25 protein-coding genes are annotated in these 21,424 nt (G+C 45.4%); 10 read left to right on the top strand and 15 right to left on the bottom strand.

The window, feature by feature from the left end; translation table 11 throughout:
• Positions 1-37 precede the first annotated feature (37 nt).
• The 3 genes from F8C67_RS03215 to F8C67_RS03205 are packed head-to-tail and all read left to right on the top strand — an operon-like array spanning position 38 to position 3,693.
• Positions 38-493, top strand: a complete 456-nt coding sequence (locus F8C67_RS03215) for a hypothetical protein (RefSeq protein WP_151666348.1) — start codon at positions 38-40, stop codon at positions 491-493.
• Positions 490-2,742, top strand: a complete 2,253-nt coding sequence (locus tag F8C67_RS03210; RefSeq protein WP_151666347.1) for a hypothetical protein — start codon at positions 490-492, stop codon at positions 2,740-2,742. Before F8C67_RS03215 ends, F8C67_RS03210 begins: the two co-directional genes overlap by 4 nt.
• A 27-nt stretch (positions 2,743-2,769) precedes the next feature.
• Complete coding sequence (locus F8C67_RS03205) at positions 2,770-3,693, top strand: ABC transporter ATP-binding protein (protein WP_151666346.1); 924 nt, start codon at positions 2,770-2,772, stop codon at positions 3,691-3,693.
• Here the strand turns inward: F8C67_RS03205 and F8C67_RS03200 are convergent.
• From F8C67_RS03200 to F8C67_RS03135, 13 genes are all read right to left on the bottom strand, one after another.
• On the bottom strand, positions 3,685-4,971 hold the full coding sequence (locus F8C67_RS03200; protein WP_151666345.1) for a porin family protein: 1,287 nt from the start codon (positions 4,969-4,971) through the stop codon (positions 3,685-3,687). The two genes, F8C67_RS03205 and F8C67_RS03200, sit on opposite strands and share 9 nt — an antisense overlap.
• Positions 4,968-5,516, bottom strand: a complete 549-nt coding sequence (locus F8C67_RS03195; RefSeq protein ID WP_151666344.1) for an RNA polymerase sigma factor — start codon at positions 5,514-5,516, stop codon at positions 4,968-4,970. Before F8C67_RS03195 ends, F8C67_RS03200 begins: the two co-directional genes overlap by 4 nt.
• A gap of 104 nt (positions 5,517-5,620) precedes the next feature.
• Positions 5,621-6,343 carry a hypothetical protein gene (locus F8C67_RS03190; protein ID WP_151666343.1) on the bottom strand — a complete coding sequence of 241 codons (723 nt, stop codon included), beginning with the start codon at positions 6,341-6,343 and terminating at the stop codon, positions 5,621-5,623.
• A gap of 71 nt (positions 6,344-6,414) precedes the next feature.
• Positions 6,415-7,290 (bottom strand): NmrA family NAD(P)-binding protein, encoded by an 876-nt coding sequence (locus F8C67_RS03185; RefSeq protein WP_151666342.1) that lies wholly within the window; start codon positions 7,288-7,290, stop codon positions 6,415-6,417.
• Positions 7,291-7,301: 11 nt separating this feature from the next.
• Positions 7,302-7,604 carry an addiction module antidote protein gene (locus F8C67_RS03180; RefSeq protein WP_151666341.1) on the bottom strand — a complete coding sequence of 101 codons (303 nt, stop codon included), beginning with the start codon at positions 7,602-7,604 and terminating at the stop codon, positions 7,302-7,304.
• 307 nt (positions 7,605-7,911) lie between these two features.
• Positions 7,912-8,751 carry an alpha/beta fold hydrolase gene (locus F8C67_RS03170; protein ID WP_170266341.1) on the bottom strand — a complete coding sequence of 280 codons (840 nt, stop codon included), beginning with the start codon at positions 8,749-8,751 and terminating at the stop codon, positions 7,912-7,914.
• A gap of 28 nt (positions 8,752-8,779) precedes the next feature.
• Positions 8,780-9,082 carry a HigA family addiction module antitoxin gene (locus F8C67_RS03165; protein ID WP_151666338.1) on the bottom strand — a complete coding sequence of 101 codons (303 nt, stop codon included), beginning with the start codon at positions 9,080-9,082 and terminating at the stop codon, positions 8,780-8,782.
• A 10-nt stretch (positions 9,083-9,092) separates the two neighbouring features.
• Positions 9,093-9,374 carry a type II toxin-antitoxin system RelE/ParE family toxin gene (locus F8C67_RS03160; protein ID WP_151666337.1) on the bottom strand — a complete coding sequence of 94 codons (282 nt, stop codon included), beginning with the start codon at positions 9,372-9,374 and terminating at the stop codon, positions 9,093-9,095.
• Between the two features lie 129 nt (positions 9,375-9,503).
• On the bottom strand, positions 9,504-9,848 hold the full coding sequence (gene rplT, locus F8C67_RS03155; protein ID WP_151666336.1) for a 50S ribosomal protein L20: 345 nt from the start codon (positions 9,846-9,848) through the stop codon (positions 9,504-9,506).
• A 101-nt stretch (positions 9,849-9,949) separates the two neighbouring features.
• Positions 9,950-10,147, bottom strand: a complete 198-nt coding sequence (gene rpmI, locus F8C67_RS03150; RefSeq protein WP_151666335.1) for a 50S ribosomal protein L35 — start codon at positions 10,145-10,147, stop codon at positions 9,950-9,952.
• Positions 10,148-10,184: 37 nt separating this feature from the next.
• The gene (infC, locus tag F8C67_RS03145; RefSeq protein ID WP_223277505.1) at positions 10,185-10,739 is read right to left on the bottom strand and encodes a translation initiation factor IF-3; all 555 of its coding nucleotides are present in this window, start codon (positions 10,737-10,739) and stop codon (positions 10,185-10,187) included.
• A 41-nt stretch (positions 10,740-10,780) separates the two neighbouring features.
• The gene (gene thrS / locus F8C67_RS03140) at positions 10,781-12,724 is read right to left on the bottom strand and encodes a threonine--tRNA ligase (RefSeq protein WP_151666333.1); all 1,944 of its coding nucleotides are present in this window, start codon (positions 12,722-12,724) and stop codon (positions 10,781-10,783) included.
• Between the two features lie 96 nt (positions 12,725-12,820).
• Positions 12,821-14,500: a hypothetical protein gene (locus F8C67_RS03135; RefSeq protein ID WP_151666332.1), complete on the bottom strand. Its 1,680-nt coding sequence runs from the start codon at positions 14,498-14,500 to the stop codon at positions 12,821-12,823.
• 156 nt (positions 14,501-14,656) lie between these two features.
• On the opposite strand from F8C67_RS03135, the gene F8C67_RS03130 reads away from it, so the two are divergent.
• Positions 14,657-15,061: a DUF805 domain-containing protein gene (locus tag F8C67_RS03130; RefSeq protein WP_151666331.1), complete on the top strand. Its 405-nt coding sequence runs from the start codon at positions 14,657-14,659 to the stop codon at positions 15,059-15,061.
• 125 nt (positions 15,062-15,186) lie between these two features.
• Entirely contained in the window at positions 15,187-15,372 is a 186-nt protein-coding gene (locus tag F8C67_RS03125; protein ID WP_151666330.1) for a hypothetical protein, read from the top strand.
• On the opposite strand, the gene F8C67_RS03120 is transcribed toward F8C67_RS03125, so the two are convergent.
• The gene (locus tag F8C67_RS03120; RefSeq protein WP_151666329.1) at positions 15,366-15,710 is read right to left on the bottom strand and encodes a hypothetical protein; all 345 of its coding nucleotides are present in this window, start codon (positions 15,708-15,710) and stop codon (positions 15,366-15,368) included. The two genes, F8C67_RS03125 and F8C67_RS03120, sit on opposite strands and share 7 nt — an antisense overlap.
• A gap of 95 nt (positions 15,711-15,805) precedes the next feature.
• Here F8C67_RS03120 and F8C67_RS03115 point away from each other — a divergent pair, with 95 nt between their 5' ends.
• The 5 genes from F8C67_RS03115 to F8C67_RS03095 are packed head-to-tail and all read left to right on the top strand — an operon-like array spanning position 15,806 to position 20,903.
• The gene (locus tag F8C67_RS03115) at positions 15,806-16,234 is read left to right on the top strand and encodes a PaaI family thioesterase (RefSeq protein ID WP_151666328.1); all 429 of its coding nucleotides are present in this window, start codon (positions 15,806-15,808) and stop codon (positions 16,232-16,234) included.
• A 34-nt stretch (positions 16,235-16,268) separates the two neighbouring features.
• Positions 16,269-17,219 carry a chorismate-binding protein gene (locus F8C67_RS03110; protein ID WP_151666327.1) on the top strand — a complete coding sequence of 317 codons (951 nt, stop codon included), beginning with the start codon at positions 16,269-16,271 and terminating at the stop codon, positions 17,217-17,219.
• Positions 17,216-18,907: a 2-succinyl-5-enolpyruvyl-6-hydroxy-3-cyclohexene-1-carboxylic-acid synthase gene (menD, locus tag F8C67_RS03105; protein ID WP_151666326.1), complete on the top strand. Its 1,692-nt coding sequence runs from the start codon at positions 17,216-17,218 to the stop codon at positions 18,905-18,907. Before F8C67_RS03110 ends, menD begins: the two co-directional genes overlap by 4 nt.
• A 39-nt stretch (positions 18,908-18,946) precedes the next feature.
• The gene (gene menA, locus F8C67_RS03100) at positions 18,947-19,852 is read left to right on the top strand and encodes a 1,4-dihydroxy-2-naphthoate octaprenyltransferase (RefSeq protein ID WP_151666325.1); all 906 of its coding nucleotides are present in this window, start codon (positions 18,947-18,949) and stop codon (positions 19,850-19,852) included.
• Between the two features lie 10 nt (positions 19,853-19,862).
• Positions 19,863-20,903 (top strand): o-succinylbenzoate synthase, encoded by a 1,041-nt coding sequence (locus F8C67_RS03095; RefSeq protein WP_151666324.1) that lies wholly within the window; start codon positions 19,863-19,865, stop codon positions 20,901-20,903.
• Here the strand turns inward: F8C67_RS03095 and F8C67_RS03090 are convergent, their stop codons facing one another.
• On the bottom strand, positions 20,904-21,422 hold the full coding sequence (locus tag F8C67_RS03090) for a DUF1697 domain-containing protein (protein WP_151666323.1): 519 nt from the start codon (positions 21,420-21,422) through the stop codon (positions 20,904-20,906).
• Positions 21,423-21,424: the final 2 nt, after the last annotated feature.

Genomic DNA, 21,424 nt, shown 5'->3' with positions numbered 1-21,424 from the left:
TGGAGCAAAGAGCAAAGCTGTGGCTTATCTTAGTGTCATGACTGATACCTTTTTGCTCGAAGAAGTTCCCGTGGCCATGCGCCGTTTGAATGACGATGTAAAACCTCTTTGGGGAGAAATGACTCCTGTTCAGATGGTAGATCACCTTTATCATGCGTTGTTGTTAGGACAAAACCGTGAGGACTGGCCACTGAGACAACCGGTAGAAAAACTGCCTGCACTCAAACAGTTTCTCATGGGCCCAAAGCCTTTTCCAAGATCTGCAGATAAGCCTGTCGGTTTTATTGAAACAGAAGTGGATTCTTCTCCGAACCTGAATGCGGCCATCGAGCGTTTCCTCAATGAAGTGCCAAGTTTGATGCGCGCTGTAAGTCAGCCCAACTATCGTATGGTTCATCCTGATTTTGGTGTTCTAAATGGAGAAGAGGCGCTAATGCTGAATCGCAAGCATATAAGGCACCACCTCGCACAATTTGGATTGATGGAAAGATGACCGAATCACAAAGAAAAATATGGCTGCAAGTAAAGCTATACGCACTTGCGCTTGCCCGATTTTTCCCCATCCAATTATTAGCACATCACCTAAAACGAAGCTGGTTGTTTCTGGCTTTCTGGGTGCTACTATTTGGCATGGCCAGTGGTTCATTCTTCAAAACGCTCGGAATTCCATACCTGTTCAGTACACCTGAATACCTAGAAAAGGTAAATCCTCTTTCTTACTTCATCGTTGGGGTCGTCCTTGGCCTGTTCACGATGGCATTTCACATTTCATCCTACATCTTTTATTCTCACAGGTTTCCGTTTTTGGCAACACTGTCAAGGCCTCTCTATCGCTTCAGTTTTAATAACAGCATCATCCCTGTAGCCTTCTTTTTCTTCTATGCCTACCAGATTTTTCAGGAGCTCAATGCCGATGGGATGCACTGGCCGTGGATTCTCGCCAATATTGGCGGAATGTTTGGAGGGGTGGTCACGAGCCTTACCGTTTCTTTTAGTTGGTTTTTCAGCACCATTCGATCTCGTGTGTTTGAAAAGATAGGCGAGCGGCTAGATAAGACACTTCGCCTAGTCATCGTAGAGGAGAAGTCGGCCGACAAACTTGATTTAGAAGGACACCATCGCGTAGTGACTTATCTGAAGAATTTTCATAGTGTACGCTGGGCGAGGGATACGAGTCACTATGCAAAGAGCGACCTACTCCAGATACTCCAACAACACCACTCAAATGCAGCGCTGTTTTTGTTGATTGTAACCGTTGTTATGCTCAGCCTGGGCTATTTCGCAGATCAGCCCATTCTGATGATTCCAGCCGGAGCGAGCATCGTTCTTTTGTTGACCTTCTATTTAATGATTGTTGGTGCTATTTATTCGCGATTCAAGAGCTGGACATTTGGCATTTTGATGGGGGGAGTCTTGATCATCAATTACCTTTCTGGAACTCCATATTTTCAAAAGGATCACTATGCCTTTGGGTTGGAATACGAAACCGATCCTGCCGTTTACACCATTTCTGAGCTTGAAAAGCTGTGCGGTCCACAAGAAATGGAGCGCGATAAAGCACTGCTGATAAGCACACTGGAAAAGTGGAAAGCAAAAACAGGCGAAAGCAAACCCAAGCTGATTCTGTTGAACTCTTCTGGCGGAGGCCTGAGAAGTTCGTTGTGGAGCTTCTCGATGTTGCAAAGGCTTGACAGTGAAACCAACGGCAAGTTTTGGGACAACTGCTTTCTCATCACTGGTTCGTCCGGAGGAATGGTGGGAACCGCTTATTTCCGAGAACTAGAACACCGAGGGGTAAGCGCCTCTGCAATTGGCGAGTTCGATAAACAAGCCTACGTAAACCTCGGGAAGGATATCCTTAATCCGATTGGTTTCTCGCTGATTTCCAATGATTTGTTTTGGTCATTGAAGAAGTTTCAGGATGCGGGAAGTACATACAACTACGACAGAGGTTGGGCTTTTGAACGCCAGCTCGATGCGAATACCAATCACGTTTTCCCGACTCGATGGTCGAAGTATGAAGGTCTGGAGCGCTCAGCACAAATTCCCTGGATGATTCTATCGCCTACGGTGATTAACGAAGGCCGTCGCCTCATGATTTCCAATATCGGAGTGTCGTACTTGATGAGAAATACAAACGAGTTTTCCGATGTAACCTCCCTCGAAATAGACGGTGTGGACTTTTTCAGGTTTTTCAAAAATCAGCGAAGTGACTCGCTTAGAACTACCTCGGCGTTAAGACTTAGTGCAACGTTCCCATACATTACACCGCTAGCGTCCATGCCCTCAGAACCACGAATGGAGGTGATTGACGCTGGAGCTAGAGATAACAATGGATTTGAGTTGTCCCTGCGAGTGATTTATCAGTGCAGAGATTGGATTGAAGAGAACACCAGCGGAGTTGTATTCGTTCAATTGATGGCGAATGAACCGCCGAGCGACGAGATCGCCGGGTCGCCCTATCAGTCAAGATTTGATGCGTTAATTAAGCCCATAGGGGGCGTAGTTAATTCATTCGCCAATTTGCAAGGGTTTTCGGCATCAGAACACTTGAGCTTTGCATCTTCTTGGGTAGATTTTCCGATGGAAATAATCTCGTTCCAGTTAATGACTGAAAATGAAACAGACATTGCCTTGAGTTGGCACTTGACAGAACGCGAGAAAGAGTTCATTTTCAACAGCGCACAATCGGAACGCATTGGGAAGACCATCGATGAGGTCAATTACCTTCTAGGACTTTAACGAACATTCAATTATCACTTTCGCGCTATGCTCGAAGTACGAAACCTTCAATATCAGTATTCAGATGAGACCGAGTTCGCATTAGACGTGCCTTCATGGAGCTGTTCTGAAGGTGCTAGAGTCGCCATAGTGGGACGTTCTGGAAGTGGCAAAACGACTTTCCTCAAATGCTTGGCGGGACTTCTACAGCCTGGAGAAGGAGAGATCTTGTGGCGGGATGAACGAGTGAAAGGAGCAGAGGAGAGGCTTGTTCCTGGTAACGACAAGATTAAGCTGGTTCGACAAGACTTTGGTCAAGATCCACACATGAAAGTTGTGGAAAACTTGAGGAAGTACATTCTTTCTCACGATGATGACGCGCGGGCCGATAGAATCAAGAAATGGCTGAACGAGCTTGAAATCAGCAATCTAGAGCAACGGAAAGCAAAGCATTTGAGTGGGGGACAGCTTCAACGGGTAGCCTTAGCGCAAACGCTTTTGGCAGAACCCGAAGTTCTACTGATGGATGAACCCTTTTCGAATCTTGATCCGGTTCACAAGCATGACTTCATTCCGGCTCTGAGAGAATTATTCGCTAAAGAGAAGATGACCACTATTTCAGTCATGCACGACCCGGTTGACGCCTTGAGAATTGCGGATCAAATTGTAGTCTTTCAAGACGGACAAATTATTGAAAGCGGCACATCAGAGGAGATATTCCGCAATCCCAAGAACCTTGAAACCGCTAGGCTCTTCGGATTGATATCTGTTTTATCCGTGGAGCAGAATAATGCATTCTTCAATCATCCCTTGGATAAAGTGGTGCTTGACAAAAAGGTATGGTTTCGCCCAAACGAGGTTGTGCTCAGCAATGTGAAGGCCAAGTATACGGTCCAACGAAAACTACCTATGCCAGGTGCCAATTGGATAGAAATCGAAATCGACGGAAAGTTGATTGTAGTATCAGAATAGGTACATCATAGATACGCCAGCACTGTTCCACCAAACACTTCCGTGTCCCACTCCTTTTAGCGGTACTTGATAGAAAGGCTTTATCTCCACGTAATCCTTACCAACTGGTACAGCGAAGCCCGCACTGATAATCCAGTGGGCCATTAACGCAGAGTGAGGTACTTCATATTCCACTCCGTGTTTCTCTGTTGGACCATAGTCGTTCTTCACGTATAGATCGTACGTCTCACGCTGAATATAGTACGAACGCAAGCCTGTTCCTATGTTGAGCCAATCAAGTGGATGCCACCTTACCTCAATAGGGAATTCAAACATGTAACAATGTCCGTCGGTCCAGTCGAGGTTATGATACTGTGGAAGCTCATAAGCTAGCTTGTATTCTTCACCATAAGCTGTGTAGCCAATGTTGGCATAGTTCACTCCAATCGAAGCGCTCCACTGCTCGAACGGTTGATAACGGATACCTGCACCTGCCCGGAAGCCTAGACTTGGTGAGTTATTCATTTGGGTACCTCCGTATTCACTGCCAACGAGCACAAATGGACGCCATGTTTGCCATCCTTTGTCGTTTTCTGATGATACGATTTCTCCTCCATCTTCGGAGTCGGATGTAACCGCAAGGGGTGCGTCGATTAACTCTTCAATAGTATTGGGAGATTCATCATTTGGTATGAGGGTAGGCTCCATGGCGAGTCCATCCCGATTCAGAGAAAGGGAGTTGAGGTGCAAGTGCTCAATCGCCTTCCGCTTAGATTCAGCTTGAGAATCTTCGCTTGATGCTCCGTCTGACTGGGCATCTGCAAAGCTGACTGAAGTGTTGCTTGAAGATGGGCCTGAAGGGCTTGTCGTGAGATTGGTACTCTGGGTATTGGTTTGAGGTGAGACCTCGGTTGTGGTGCTTGTTGGTGTTTGTGATTGACTTGATGTAGAAAGGTTTGACGACTCGGTTTGTGCAGCCAAATCGGTCGCATCTTCACTGACTGAATTTGTAGAATTAGGTGCTACGGATATAGACTCATCCGCTGCAGCAGGTGCAGGCATGGTCTGTTCTGTAGTATTTGATGGAGCGGATTGGTGGTTTTCGATATTCCACGGCCACCAAGGAATGCTCACGAGTAGAAGGGTGGATAGTGCATATCCCCAAAAGTTTCCACCGCGTGTAGGCATTTCACGGTCGAGCCTTGCTTCTAAGGCTGACCAATCCTTTTCATTAAAAGGATACTCATAACTCTCCGCTCGATCGCGGAAGAGGTCTTCCATTGGATCGTGCTCACTCATTCTGCCTCCAATTTTTCCAAAGCCACACGAAGATGTGCTTTGGCTTTAAACAAGTTTGATTTCGACGTGCCCACGGATATTCCGAGCATGTCGGCAATTTCTTCATGTTTGTACCCTTCGATGACGAAGAGGTTAAATACGGTTCGGTACGACGGACTAAGTTGCTGGATTAATTTGAGGATTTCCTCATAAGCCAAGTTGCTTGTCACACTTTCTTGTACGCCCGGTTCTGGAGCCAACTCAATGTCACCTGAATCGGCAATTCTCCTGCGTACTCGAAGAAAATCGATAGCCGTATTCACCATAATTCTGCGAATCCATGGCTTAAGCGGCTTTTCGATATCGTACGAATCGAGGTTCTTAAATATTTTAACAAAAGCGGTATTCAGAATCTCCACTGCGTCTTCCCGATCATTTACGTATCGGAAGGCTACACTCATACCATAGCCATAGAAGTGTTGGTATAACTCCTTCTGGGCTAGACGGTTATTGTCGCGGCACGCTTGTATAACGCGGATGAGTTCTGATGGTGAGTTCAACGACACTCGGTTGCTTTTGCCATTAATACGAAGGTAGAATTGAAAAGGTTGCTAACGAATCTAAAATATCAATGGAGGCGATGATAGATAGAATCCGTCAGGTCCTTTTGCTATGACCCAAAATTGTAGTAGAAGCCGATGCCAAGTTGAAACGCTTGAGGGCTGAGTTGCTTTTCCAGTTCAAATTCAGCGATTCCATTTACGTCGTAAATGACCCCTTCAATTTCTACTTCTTCAAGTGAGGTATATTGATACTCTAGCATTACGGATGCGCCAAAGTTTTTGTGGAATTGCCAGTTTGCTCTAATTCCAGGAGCTAGGACGAGGCCTTCGGTGACTGAAGTCTCTGAGATAAATCTCTCCGTAGTAGCGCCTCTTTGAAAGACCATGTCATCACCTGGAACTACTAGGCTCATTCCGCCGAAAAAGAAACTTGGTTCAAGGCTCCACTTCTCGGCAATTCCTACACGATAGGAAATTCCAAACATGGAGCTAAGGGAGAAGTAGCCGAAGTTCGGACGATTGCGATATGCATTGTTTTCGGCGTTGAAGAACTCGGCAAGTGACTCTTCGTACTCTTCATAGTCGAGGCTATACAATCCAGAACTAAATCGAATTCCCAATCCGAGGTCGCCGATGTAGTACTTCACAGTGAGGTCGTTCGAAAAGGAGTGTTCGGAGAACCCGTTTGTTGTATTTATTTGGTCAGACTCGCTAAAGTCACCAAGTACTTGACCGCCATAGCTGTTCAATTCTATTTGCCATGAATTTTGGGCTAGCAACGGCGTGCTAAACAAAACGGATAAAGCGAGTAGGGGTATGGTAAGTTTCATGAACGATTGGTTTTAGTTCAGCAAGATAACAGCAGAAAGAAGGGAATCGTTCGGATTATGGGTAAATACTTTTAGGGAGTAAACTGCTTTCTTTCCCGAGTAATGAAATCTTCTAAGCGTGTTGGGGGGCTTCCGCAAATTTCTAGAAAGTTATGATTGATGATTGGAGCATTTTGAACGCGAGGCAGAAAGTGTAACATGGTGACCACAAACGCGTACCCCAGGCTGGAATTCTTGGCCTTTTGAAAGAAGAAGGTGAATGGACTGACTGGGCGATACGTAATTTGGAGATCGAGTGTTTTCGAGAGTAAGTTCGCTACTTCTTTAAAGTTCAGGTTTTCTTCTCCGGTAAGTTCTATTGCGCGATTCCGAAATGATTCAAAGTCATTAACCGCATAGGCTCCAACTTCGCCAATGTTTTTCACATCAATCCAGTTGAATACGGCATTGGCAGAGGGGAGAGTTATAGTCCTTTTGTTTCTAATTTCGGGAAGCAACGTCGTCGTTAGATTTTGCATAAAGTAACTCGGTCGAAGAAAAACATACTCGAATTGAAGTTTGCGAATGATGGCTTCAATTTTATGGTGTGGAATTACCGAGCTACTCTCTACACCTTGTACAGAGAGGAAGACCACTTTATTAATGCCACATTTCACAGCTGTGTTTAACATAGGAGCAAACACACCTTTCACGTCTGAAATCTGGGGTGGTCTCAATAGAAACAGCACATCCACATCTTCAAAGGCCGCTTCATGCGTGGTCTGGTCTTCAAAATCGAAAGTTATTAGCGAAACTGAGTCGGGAAATTTTCCGGCCGCTTTTTCTTTAGATCGTACTCCTGCATGAATACTCAGGAGTTCTGTATCATGAATCTCATTTAGAAATTCAATGACCGCTTGACCAACATTTCCAGTAGCTCCGGTGATAAGTGCGCGTTTTTGTTTCATTACAAGGAAGACTATTGCTTTGACGGAACGATGCTCAAATTCCCTCCGATAGCTCTTAATACTTTTAGAATGGTATTGAATTGAGGTCGTGCGTTGGGGGCGAGTGCTTTGTATAAACTTGGACGACTCATACCTGTTGATTCTGCAATTTTCGACATGCCTATGGCTCTAGAAACATCCGATAATGCGAGAACTAGATCAGCTGCATCTCCTTCTTCCAATACAGTATTGAGGTACTGGATGATTACCTCTCTATCCTCGAGATGATCTGCAACATCGAATGATTTATAAGTAATCTTCTTTTTTGAGTTCATTCCAGATATTCTTTGCCTTTTTTATGTCTGAGGATTGCCTGGCTTTGTTTCCTCCAAGTAATAAGAGGAGTACAAGGTCATCTATTTCAACAAAGTAGACACGGTATCCTTTTCCTTCAGGTATACGAAGCACTGAAAGATTGCACCTTCAGAGGACTGTCTCCATTTGGATATAAGTTTATCAATTTATTTCGGTGGATTGGAACTTCATTTGAAATTAATTGATGTAGAATAAAATGATAGAATCTGAGGCAGCATTGTGCGTCGAGGCACTTAGAACAGGTCGATTATTAGACTGTCAATTGACTTAGGGGGCGAGACTTAAATCTACATCTGACAAGAAATCTCGAATCAACTCCAAAACAAGCCCTGGCTCATCGAGATGGATATAATGACCACTTTGGGTTGTGCTGGTCATTGTGATGTTCTCATGACCCATCAGCCAATTGTTGTAGAGCTTTTTTTTGGCTGCCATATTTTCTGGCGTCAAGAAACTGTTTTCTCTCCAAGAAGCAACGATATGCACTGGGATGTCTTTTGGGAAGGGCACTTCTCGCATTTTTATCCACGTAGGTTCGAACTCTAAATATTCGTTGTACACACCTTTCGGTTGCTCAGAAAAAAAGGATTCCATGGCCGCCTTCATTGAATCGACCTCTTGCATTGACATCCTCGAACGGATTTCATCGTGTTGGTATTCATGAGATGGGTCGATGAGGAAAATGCCAGCTATGTCATCTGGATATGTGCTTTGATACTTTCGTACGATATAGCTCCCCATGGAATGACCGACGAGTATGATTGGGCCGTCGATTGAGTTCTGTGTAATGAGTTGATGGAGGTCTTCTACCTGATTCTCAACAGTTCGTCGAAGGGTAGTAGAAGGAGATTCTCCGACGCCAAGGCGGTCGTAACTCAGTGTTGTGTATGATTTTGATAAGCTATCCTGTAGCGTGGTCCAATGCTCATTTCCATCGCCAAGGCCGGCTTCGAAGATGATGGTTGGGGTGCCGGTTCCAATCAGTCGTTGGTCGAAATTAATACTAGTATCGGAAGTCTGGATTGTGTTTGAATGCTCGGAAGAGCTCTGATTGCAGGAGAGTGCAAGTGCAATCATAACAACCATGGCCAGTCGGGTACAATTCATTCGCCAATTCTGGAAGAATACAGTATCCCTAGGCCACATCACGTTCCTCAAAGTGCTTGATATTTTCGAGCTCTTGGCGCTTAGTTCTCATTTCTTCTTCGATATCAAAATCATCTTGAAGGCCCAACCAGAATTTAGCAGAGTTGCCGAAGTATTTGCTCAATCTCAATGCTGTATCCGCAGTGATTCTTCGATTCCCTTTTAGGATTTCGGATATCCTGGTTTGAGGTATGGCGATATCCTTCGACAACCGATAAGCCGTAATCTGCAGAGGCAATAGGAACTCCTCTTTCAGGACTTCTCCGGGATGTATGTTTCTTAATTCACTCATACTCTAGGTCTTAGTGGTAATCAATTAGTTCTACGTCAAGGGCTTGGCCATCTTTCCATTTAAATATTATACGCCATTGTTTGTTCACACGTATGCTGTAGAATTCTCTCAAATTTCCTGATAACTTCTCTAGCCTATTTGAAGGAGGTACTCTGAGATCATTTATGTCCTTCGAGTTGTGAAGCATGCGCAATTTTCGACGGGCGATGTTCTGCACTTCTAATTGGGGCTTTTTGATTCTGTGCCCTTCATAAATGTGGATGGTATCCTTAGAGCCAAATGAAGCTATCATACAAACGTGTAACGTTACTAACGTCAAAAGTAAGTAAATGGTTTGATGATGTTCTACATTCCAGCAAAAAAAAAATCCCGCCATCACATTGCTGTGAGACGGGACCTATACTGTAAGTCGAACTATTGCTTATTTAACTTTCGCTACGATTGCTTTGAAAGCCTCTGGGTGGTTCATTGCGAGGTCAGCGAGTACCTTGCGGTTTAGCTCAATACCTGATGCTTTTACTTTACCCATGAAAACGCTGTAAGACATACCGTTGGCGCGTGCACCGGCGTTGATACGCGCGATCCACAATGCACGGAATGTGCGTTTTTTGTTTCTACGGTCACGGTAAGAGTACTGAAGACCCTTCTCAACCGCGTTCTTTGCTACTGTCCAAACGTTCTTACGACGTCCGTAGTAACCTTTTGAAAGTTGCATGAGGCGCTTTCTGCGGGCTCTTGATGCAACGTGATTTACACTTCTTGGCATAATTTGATCATTTTTTGTGAGGCGCGCTCCTGGCGAACAGGAAACTTTTTAATGGGGCGACAACACAGGGTTTAATGAATTTAACCAGCGCAACTCCGGTATTAACCGATAGTGAGCTGCTGCTTAATTGACTTCTCGTCTGCCTTGTCTACCAAAGTAGCATCAGTTAGACGACGTTTGCGGTCAGTCGCTTTCTTGGTCAAGATGTGACTCTTGAAAGCGTGCTTACGCTTGATTTTGCCAGTACCAGTAAGCTTGAAACGCTTCTTAGCACTAGACTTGGTTTTCATTTTCGGCATAATCTTACAGTTTTACGCTCGACTTACAGTGATAATCTTACTTCGCCTTCTTTTTCGGGCCGATGAACATAATCATACGCTTACCCTCAAGTTTCGGCATCTGCTCAACTTTTCCTACTTCCTCGAGGTCCTGCGCCAATCGCAACAAGAGGATTTCTCCTTTGTCTTTGTAAACGATCGTACGTCCCTTGAAGAATACAAACGCCTTGAGCTTTGCACCATCTTCCAAGAACTTATAAGCATGCTTTAGCTTAAACTCATAATCGTGGTCGTCGGTGTTTGGTCCAAAACGAATTTCCTTAACGGTGACCTTCTGAGCCTTCTGCTGAATTTCCTTCTGCTTTTTCTTCTGGTCATACAGGAACTTCTTGTAATCGATAATTCTCACAACCGGCGGATCCGCCTTGTCTGTAATCATTACCAAATCCAAATCTTGTTCTTTTGCTTTTGCCAATGCATCACGCGTTGCCAAAACCTCGGGCTCAGCTCCATCTTGAATGACACGCACACGTGGTACGCGAATCTTTTCGTTGATGAGGTGCTGGTCCTCTTGGCGCTCTCTGCGCTGCGGGGCTCTTCTTGGTCTCCTCAGAGTACTGTAGTTTTAGTTAAACACAAATTCTTATAATACAATTAGTTAGCGTCAAATGCTGCTAACTTTTCTTCAACTTCTTTTGTCACGAGATCAGCAAATTCCTTCACCGACATCGAGCCAATGTCTCCTTCTCCATGACGGCGAACCGAGCAAGTCTCGCTCTCCATCTCCTTCTCACCGACAATCAACATGTATGGAATCTTCTTCACTTCAGCGTCGCGAATCTTCCTTCCTATCTTCTCACTTCTGTCGTCAATGAGGGCGCGAATATCGTAATTTTCAAGCAATTTCGAAACTTTCACGCTGTAGTCCTGATACTTATCCGAAATCGGAAGGATGGCAACTTGCTCCGGCATTAACCATAACGGGAAATTACCCCCACAATGTTCAAGCAATACTGCAACAAATCTTTCCATAGATCCAAATGGCGCTCTATGGATCATAACCGGACGGTGCAAATCGTTGTCACTACCCTTGTACTCAAGCTCAAAGCGCTCTGGCAAGTTGTAATCTACCTGAATGGTTCCTAGTTGCCAGCTTCTTCCCAGGGCATCTTTCACCATGAAGTCGAGCTTCGGACCATAGAATGCAGCTTCGCCATATTCCACAACGGTCTTCAATCCCTTCTCTTCTGCAGCCTCAATAATGGCACTTTCAGATTTCTCCCAGTTTTCATCCGAACCGATATACTTTTCAGTATTCTCAGGGTCCCTCAATGAAACTTGAGCAGTGAAATCATTGAAATCAAGTGTTTTGAAGATGTACAATACAAGGTCAATTACCTTCTTAAACTCATCTTTCACCTGATCTGGCGTACAGAAAATGTGCGCATCATCCTGAGTGAACCCGCGAACACGAGTTAACCCATGAAGCTCACCACTCTGTTCGTATCTATACACAGTTCCAAATTCCGCAAAGCGAACAGGTAAGTCACGGTAAGAGCGCGGTGTCGCCTTGTAGATTTCGCAGTGGTGCGGACAGTTCATCGGCTTGAGTAGGTACTCTTCGCCTTCTTCTGGGGTATTGATTGGCTGGAAGCTGTCCTTACCATACTTTGCATAGTGACCCGAAGTCACGTATAATTCTTTGTTACCAATATGTGGACTGATCACCTGCTGGTAGCCAGCCTTCTTTTGAGCGCGCTTTAAGAACTGCTCCAATCTTTCACGAAGGGCAGCTCCTTTCGGTAACCAAAGTGGTAAACCTTGTCCAACACGCTGACTGAACGTGAAGAGTTCCAATTCCTTACCCAACTTTCTGTGGTCACGTTGCTTTGCTTGCTCGAGCAATTCAAGGTACTCTGTAAGCATGCTCGCTTTCGGGAAGGAAATCCCGTACACACGAGTTAACTGTGGGTTATTTTCGTTTCCTCTCCAGTATGCACCGGCGATGTTCATCACCTTTACCGACTTGATGTAGCCGGTGTTGGGAATGTGTCCACCTCTACACAAATCGGTAAAGTTGCTATGGTCACAGAAGGTGATAGTACCGTCTTCAAGGTTTTGAATGAGTTCAGTTTTGTACTCATTGTCCTTGTAGTATTCCAAGGCCTCTGCCTTTGTAACAGACCGCAACTTAAATTCCGCTTTTTGACGAGCGAATTCGAGCATCTGCTTTTCAATCTTTGGAAAATCAGCCTCTCCAATAGACTCTCCGTTGAGGTCTACGTCGTAGTAGAATCCATTCTCAATGGGAGGTCCAATCGTCAGCTTAATGTTCGGATAGAAGTGGAGAAGGGTTTGTGCGAGTACGTGGGCAGACGAGTGCCAAAATGCTCTTTTTCCTCCTTCGCTATCCCAGGTGAACAGTTCGAGAGCGCCATCTTCGGTGAGGGGGTCCTCAAGCTCGATGGTTTCGCCGTTGTAAGTTCCGCTGAGTACATTTCTAGCCAAACCATGGCTAATGTCTTTCGCCACATCCATGGCGCTGCTTCCGTCGGGCATTTCACGAACCGACCCGTCGGGTAGAGTAACTTTAATCATCTTAATTCTTCGTTACGAGTGAAGGTTAAGACGCAAAGGTAGTGGTATCTGTAGAGGTGGGAAAGCGATAATATGGACTAAATGCAGATTCTGTCATTATCCTAAATCACTTAGAATTTTTTCCAATTCCGCTTCATTCTTCGTGCTGATTAATTCGACCTCATTTGTTCCTGAACTTGTGAAGTCAATCGTGTTGAGTTTACCGACGAATACGCTGCCATTGTCGATACCCATCACCACGAAGTCTCGCTTTGTTTGCAGGCGAACTTTCTGTGGTTCGCCTGACCACCTCAGACCTAAATTCACAATCGCTCTATCGTTTATATCAATAAGATAGATGCTCATGGAAGATCTTTCCGAATCGGTATGGAAGTTTACCGCGAAGTCATTTGCAGGGACGATCCAGAAGCGGTCGCAATTGTACGTGCCAAAAGAGTTGATGTTGACATTTCTCGAAGCGGATGAATTATTCGATGAAAGTGCCTCTTCTATCTTATCTATCCCTTCTTGTGTAGATACATACTCTTGATAATTACTCACCAAATTGGCTCTTTGCTGAAGTAGAGCATAGAGATATCGTGACCTTTCATTCTGTTCAATTGTGGGCGTGCGTCCAATGTACAACTCGCATTGCTCTCTCAATTTCAAGTACAAATCATCATCAAATTCACCTGTTTCGAACTCTCTTTGAATATGATCGACCATTTCGAGCATCGTAGAATCGGCCCTTCGGAGGGTGAGTGTATAAGCCTTGTACGCGGTCCTTCTCCTCATCCCTTGGATGCGGGTGTAGCTCCAACGCACTTTCGCAGAAACAGCACTATCAGTCTCCATGGTGTTTCCATATATCACATAATAATCACCGTGTCCGCGGAGCATACTTGCAGTCTGAATTTTAATTTGATCCAGGTTCCACTTACTCAGACTATCAACAGCAACGAAATACAACGGGGAAACTGCCGAGAGCTCCGGTAATGGGCGAAACTTCCTGTGTCGAAACGCTCGTAAAGATTGATAGGGATTACCTCGATTGAGCGCCACAGGGAAAGGTACTTTCCATCCCATTCTCATGTCCAGCAACTTTTCCGCATATTTCTCCTGATTAGAGAAGGCAGGAACCCAATGTGACATAGTTGCGTTGTAATGTTTCGAGAGAAACGGTGGGGAAAATAGGACGGAAGCCTGTGTATTGACGCGCGTAAAATTGGTCGTTTGGCTGGTCTGAGCAGAAGGGTCGTCTACCTCTAACCCTTTATTAACTCGAACCCACTCGTTCGTTTGCTCATCTAATTTCCAAAAGTCAAAGTCCTCGTCTGTATTCTTCGTTGGAAACTTGATGCCGATTGATTTTCCCGGTGCAATCCGTACATCTTGTACGGGGTTAATGGAAATCATTCCCGCCGTTTGAAACGTACCATACTCGCCGTTCGGCATCTTGGCGTCCATTCGGATTCCAGACTTCATGATAGCGCCGAGGCTTGTCATATCCTCAATCAGTAAATCGACATGTTCCGTCACCGGCGTTCCATCTTGATGAACGAAGGAGTGTTCGGGAATCGAAATCACCACACCACTTTCGAGTTCAATGGTAGTGGCTTCAACAGCACTCACATTTTGTTCAGTGGGGATAAGATCTGGGAGCATCTCCGAGATGGGGCCAGGCACATCGACCTGGACGGAGGCTAGCGTTGTTGAGGGTACTGGTGGTGGTGTGTGACTTTCGTTCTGGCAAGAAATCACCAGAGCAGCCACGGCGGAGAGAGCTAAATATTTCATAGTAAGGAAGGAGTTGATAGTCTACCTTAATATCAACAAGGATTGTTCCGAAATATTTTCAATTGCAACGTTTTTTCGAATTTCTACTGAATTCCTACAGAAAGGAACATCCAAAATCACTTTTTTCGCTCTCTAAAATGATAAACTCTTTCTCTTATGAATGTATACGTACGCATTATGACTCGGTACGCTGAGTTCGATGGCCGACTAAGACGTCGCGATTACTGGATTTTCGTCTTGATCACATTTGCCATTATGTTGGTTACAAGTTTATTAGGTAATCTGTTTCTCAACGAGAGACAAGCTATGATTCCATTAGCCTTGGTAGCATTGGTTCACTTCATTCCTCTAATAGCAGTTGATATCCGTAGACTACACGATCAAGGCAAAAGTGGGGCATGGTGGTTTATCCGTTTCATTCCTTTAATTGGCGGAATTTGGTTTCTCGTACTTATGCTTACAGAAGGGGATACTGGACGGAATGAATACGGACCAGATCCCAAGGCATTGGATAATTCCTTCGCCATGTCGGATGAGAATATACTTGACAACAAGTTCTAATTCATTTCCACATGCAAAGTATACCCCACTTCGGTGGGGTTTTTTGTTTTCCAAACTTGAGCTTTCTCATGTTTTTATGGATTGATACTCAATACCTTCGAGGAGTACCAAACACCTTAATAATCATGAAAGACAAAGTAAAAAGTGGAGGAGGAGGAGCCGTTTATGGCTTGGGGTTTATTGGAGCTGCTGTGTACTACATCGGTCACGCCACAACCTTCTGGTTCGGTGTGTGGGGCTTCGTAAAAGCCTTGCTTTGGCCGGCTTTTCTAGTGTATGATGCTTTAATGTTTATGGGAGCAGCTCAGTAGCGTACTATGCTTTCGTCCAAGAGATCTTCATTTACTTCTCTACGACTCCAGCGCTTTTTCAAGCTATTGTACAGGAAATATACCGCCGCTGCACCTCCAGCAATCGAGCCTACCAAAACGCTAGCATACGCGCCACCACTTAATTCGCCTTCGGCATCAATTAAGTCGGGGTAGTACATCGCCGAAACCACACCTACTGCAACACCAATGGATATCGAAACACCGTAATAGAGAGCTATTGGAGCGATGAAGTAAATCCAGGGATTATTGATGTTGTGCTGCTTGGCCAGATTATAGAAGCCTCTTCCGACCAATATGAGAACGACGATGCCAATCATAGGTGTAAAGTTTGAATTTCGACTATAGGCCTATTCGTCTGATTCGTCTTGAATCTTTCACTTTGCTTTCGAGGGAGTCATTGTATCTTTGAGGCATGACTAAAGCCGATAAACTCGCTGTTCTCAACAAGGTTTCTGAGAACACACTTATGACCACCCTTGAGATTGAATACATCGATTTGGGTGAGGATTGGGTGAAAGCTTCAATGCCTGTGAACCCCAGAGTTCATCAACCTGTTGGACTTCTTCACGGAGGTGCTACCGTTGCGCTCTGTGAATCTCTCGGTAGCGGAGGTTCAATGCTCTTTGTTGATGATCCTGAGAAGTATGTGGCTGTCGGAATCGAAATTTCGGCAAACCACGTGCGAAGCATCACCAAAGGCATGGTATACTGCACCGGAAAACTCATTCACAAAGGAAGGTCGACACACCTTTGGGAAATGAAGGTAGAGGATGAAAGAGGCAAGCTGATTTCATTCTGCAAAATGACAAATATGATTGTGCCACGTGCGAGCAAGCAATAAGCATAGAGAATATTTGATCTGGAGGATTCCGGGCATGCCTATCCAAGGATGGGAGTTGTCAGGAAGCGATTCGAACTCCAACCCACGTATCGTAGTGGCACCTTTCAAAGGTGAGCCAAAGGAGTATCAAGCTAGTGGACCGTTTGATTTCGAATCCTGTAAGCGTTGGCTCGATAAAAATGAGTTATCGGAGTTAGATGTGCATTCAAGCGCAGACAAGAACCGACATCTGAGAAATGTAGCTCAAGTGGTTGATGAGATAAAGGCGAAAGATCTCCGAAAGGTGGTAATTGCTAGGCGCGAGGTTCTAGAAATAGATATCAACCCCCTCACGGTGTTCGAGCAGCTTTGCGATTCTTATCCGGATGCTGTCGTCCACGCACATCGTTCAAAAGATAGTTTTTGGATGGGCGCTACTCCTGAGACACTCTTAACTACTGACGAACACGCGGTCTACACCATGGCGCTCGCAGGAACGAGAAAACCAGACGGACCAGAATTTAGCTTAAAAGAAGTCGATGAACAGGCTGCGGTGACCGAGTCAATTCGTGAGACACTCTTAAACCTCGGCGCGGGTAAGGTAGGGTGTAGAGGACCGGAGGCTATTCAAGCGGGGCCGGTGGAGCATTTGATAACTCGAATAGAATCCTCTAAACCCAGTACGGGAAATCCTCAAGATTGGGCTGCAGCCTTACATCCAACACCGGCTGTTTGCGGAATGCCACGCGGAGAAGCGTTAGGAATTATCGATGAGGTCGAAGGCTTCAATCGTTCACTATATGCAGGTTACTTCGGTTGGGTTTCGGATGAGAACTCAGGCTTTTACGTCAACCTGCGATGCATGCAGGTTGGTCAAAAGCGCGTAGCTTTATACGCTGGAGGAGGAATCACGGCGAAATCTGACCCCGAGTCAGAGTGGGATGAAACCGTAAATAAACTTCATACCCTCAAGGCTGTTATTTCTTCGGATAAAACATCAGAATGAATTACTCCGATAAACGGAACGTACAAGCACTGCTCGAACTAGCCTACTTTCATGGCATTCGAACGGTAATATTTTCCCCAGGTTCTAGAAATGCCCCATTAGTTTTGGCCTTTCAAGCCGACGAGCGATTTGAAAAAGTCATTATCGCCGACGAAAGAAGTGCCGCTTTTTTTGCCTTGGGCGTAATTCAAGAAAGAAGAGAACCCGTTGCCGTGTGTTGCACATCTGGTTCAGCAGCGGCGAATTACCTTCCTGCTGTCGTCGAGGCATTCTACCAACGATTACCTCTAGTCTTACTCACAGCTGACCGTCCAAAAGAATGGGTAGATCAAGGCGAAGGACAAACCATTAGACAAGAAGGGTTGTACCGAGAACACGTTGTGGCAGAGGCTAATCTCTTGGTGGATTCGGAGAATGTCGCCGATCATGCGTACAATGACAGAATTCTCAATGAGGCATTGTCGATGACCGCGCTCCGAGAAGGTCCCGTTCATGTAAACCTGCCATTTGAAGAACCGCTGTACGGTACTACCACAGAGAAGGTGATTCCAAAAACTATCTCGGTAGTGGGAGGTAGACCACAGTTGAGTGTGGAGGAGTTGCAGTCTGTCATCAATATCTGGAATCAACCCGTCAAGAAATGGGTCCTAGTCGGGCAAGTTCTTCCAGGACCACAATGGGGCAAGGCGATTTTAGAGCTGGCCAAGGATGAGAATACCCTCATTTGGACAGAGTCTACCACTAACCTTCCAGAGGAGGCAACGATTGGACATATTGACCGTGTTATCAATACCATAACAGAGGATCAAAAAGCAGAATTGGTTCCGGATGTGTTGCTCACTTTTGGAGGGGCAATCATCTCTAAGATGGTAAAAGCGCTTTTGCGCAATCATCCTCCAAAAACACATATTCACATAGACGTGAAGTGGCCGCAACCTGATACTTTTAGGGCGCTTACGCATGGCGTCATTGCCAGGCCAGAGGAGTTCTTTAGCCACTTCTTACCTCAACTCAAACCAGCGAAAAGTGGGTATCGCAAACATTGGATGGACATCGCGCAAAGACGTCGCGAGCTTCATTCTGAGTTTGAGAACAGTGTGCCTTTTAGCGACTTCACTATCTATCGAGACACCCTTAAAGCTCTTCCAAAGCATTGGAAACTGCAGCTAGCAAATTCATCCGTAATTCGGTACGTACAGCTGTTTGATGGAGGTAGAGAAAACCTTCATTTCAGCAATCGAGGAACAGCTGGAATTGATGGCGCATCGAGCACCGCGGTAGGTATGGCGTGGGCGAGTGAAGATCCTGTCTTTTTAATTACAGGAGATGTGAGCTTCTTCTACGATTCTAATGCGTTTTTCAATCATGTAGTTCCGCCATCTATGCGAATCCTACTGATTCATAACGGAGGTGGTGGAATTTTTAGAATTATCAAAGGCCCATCTGGTTCTCCAGCTTTAGAGGAGTACTTCGAGACTCAACACGATACGAATGCGGAGGGCATAGCCATGAGTTATGGTCTTGATTATAAGCGAGCTGAGAATGAATCTGATTGGTCTTCGGCCTTAGAATGGCTGCTTTCAGATGGTGATGGGCCGCGGTTACTCGAAGTGCACACGCCGGGCGAGATTAATGCCGAGGTACTGCAGTCGTATTTCGCACATCTCAGAAATGGGGTGAAGTCTTGATTCAACTTCGTACTTTCGAAGCAGAAAATCTCAAGATAAATGGCGATTAAATCATGGGTTGCGGCGGCAAGACTTCGTACGTTACCGTTGGCGTTTTCCTGTATTCTTCTCGGAAATTTCATTGCGATTAGCCAAGGTGCTTTTACCTACGAGATTCTCATACTCTCTTTGCTTACCACCCTTTTCTACCAAGTTTTAAGCAATTATGCGAACGATTATGGCGATGGTGTGAAAGGAACCGATGCGGATCGTCAAGGTGAGAGACGAGCAGTTGCAGCTGGGGAGATTACTCCGGAGCAGATGCGAAATGCCGTTGTTCTGTTTGCCATTCTTGCTTGGATTAGTGGCGCCTTGCTGAGTTATTTAGGAACAGAGTCATTGCCATCCTGGATATTTTATGCCTTTCTGATTTTGAACACGGGCGCGGTGATTTCGGCCATTCGGTACACTGTGGGGGGAACGGCCTACGGTTACAAGGGCTATGGCGATGTCTACGTATTGATATTCTTTGGATGGGTCGGAGTTGTTGGAAGCCATTTTTTGCAAACTCAAGAATTGAATCTGCTCGTCTTCCTTCCAGCTACTTCCGTTGGGTTTCTCGCAATGGGAGTACTAAACCTGAATAACATGCGCGATTTGGAATCGGATGTTACCCACGGTAAGATGACTGTTCCGGTGAAGATTGGACGAGCTAAGGCAAAGACTTATCATTCTGTACTTCTGATCGGTGCGGTTGTCTCCATGGCTTTATATATATGGCTTGGGACTCAGGGTGGATGGGCCTGGTTAGCTATGGCAACTTCTCCCATCATTTTTATTCAATTGAGAAAAGCGAGGAAGGCTGAAACGCCACGTGAATTTGATCCTCTGTTGAAACCGCTTGCCTTGTCGACACTTCTGTTTGCACTTATCTCCGGACTTGCGCTGAACTTCCATTTACTTTAAATCCCACCACATGAAAGCACGTTGGATAAAACATGAATTGATATTCAAACAACCTGCTGGAACGAGTAGGGGTGTCCTCAAAACCAAAGAGACGTATTTCATCATCGCTCGTGAAGAAGGGAAGTATGGCATTGGTGAATGTGGCTTGCTGAGGGGGCTTAGTCCGGATGATGTACCAGAATATGAGGAAAAGCTCGATGAAGTTTGCAAGTACATCAATAAAGGAATGAAGTATTGGTATCCCCGATTGGCTGAATTCCCATCCATTCAATTTGGATTGGAACAGGCGACGCGCGATGTTTTTACGGCTGAACCTCTTTCTCTATTTGACACGTTCTACAGCAGGGGCGAGGAAGGGCAGTCGATAAATGGCCTGATTTGGATGGGGGATGAAGACTTCATGCGAAAGCAAGTCGAAGAGAAAATTGAGGCCGGTTTTCGTTGTTTGAAAATGAAGATTGGCGCCATTGATTGGGATAGTGAGCGGGCAATTTTGAAATCTATCCGCGACCGATATTCTTCATCCGAATTAGAACTTCGGGTGGATGCGAATGGAGCTTTCACGTCAGACCAAGCCCCAGCGATGCTCGATCAATTGAAGAAACTTGATATTCATAGTATCGAACAGCCTATTAAGGCCGGCCAGTGGGATGAAATGGCAAAACTGTGTGCTTCAACGCCAGTGCCGATCGCATTAGATGAGGAGTTGATTGGCGTGCATGACTATGCGAAACGACAGGAATTGCTAGATGCTATCAATCCTCAATACATCATTTTAAAGCCATCTTTTATCGGCGGATGGATTGGAAGTAGAGATTGGATTACTCGCGCTGAAAAAGCCGGTATTGGATGGTGGGTCACATCGGCATTAGAATCAAACGTAGGATTGAACGCGATCGCAGAGTGGACAAGTACACTGGGCAATGAAATGCCGCAAGGATTAGGAACGGGTTCGCTTTACACAAACAACATTGAAGGTCCGCTTTACATCTACAAAGGACATTTGGTGAAAGTGCAGCGCGACTGGGATTTGTCGTTGTTTGACCTATAATCAGCTCACCATTTTTTTAAGCGCAACAAGCGTATTCCAGTTTCGGGTAGTACATCGCTGTCCGAGCGCTTTTTCAACGGCCGTGTTGGTGAAAAACGGCTTCTTTAATTCAGAAGGGTAATGGAGGTAAAGTGCTCGACCATGGTGTGTCAGTGTTTCCTCTTCTGTTAGTTTTTCCGTTACGACCTTAACCTGTGCATCTGTGGGTTGGTGCTGAGTTAGCGTGATATACTTCTTGATTTCCGTTCCTGCCTCCTCGTATATGGAAGGAGCCTTTTCCACAAGTTCCAGCCACTCATCAGCCTCAAATAACATCCCGGGTACTTCGAACCCAGTGACCTCTGTAATAGATTTCTCAAGAGCTTCATTTGTCACGTCTCCGTCGAAAACCACGTTTCCAGATTGGATGTACGTCTTCACATTCTTCAATCCAAGTCGCTCATAGCATTCCCGCAATTGAACCATTGGAATTTTCTTGTGGCCGCCGACGTTGATGCCGCGGAGGAGGTGGATTTTCATTT

Origin of the sequence: Phaeocystidibacter luteus, assembly GCF_008933115.1 — a bacterium.
GTDB classification, from domain to species: domain Bacteria; phylum Bacteroidota; class Bacteroidia; order Flavobacteriales; family Schleiferiaceae; genus Phaeocystidibacter; species Phaeocystidibacter luteus.
Note: the sequence above shows the minus strand (reverse complement) of the source record. Positions and strands in the feature narration are given on the sequence as shown.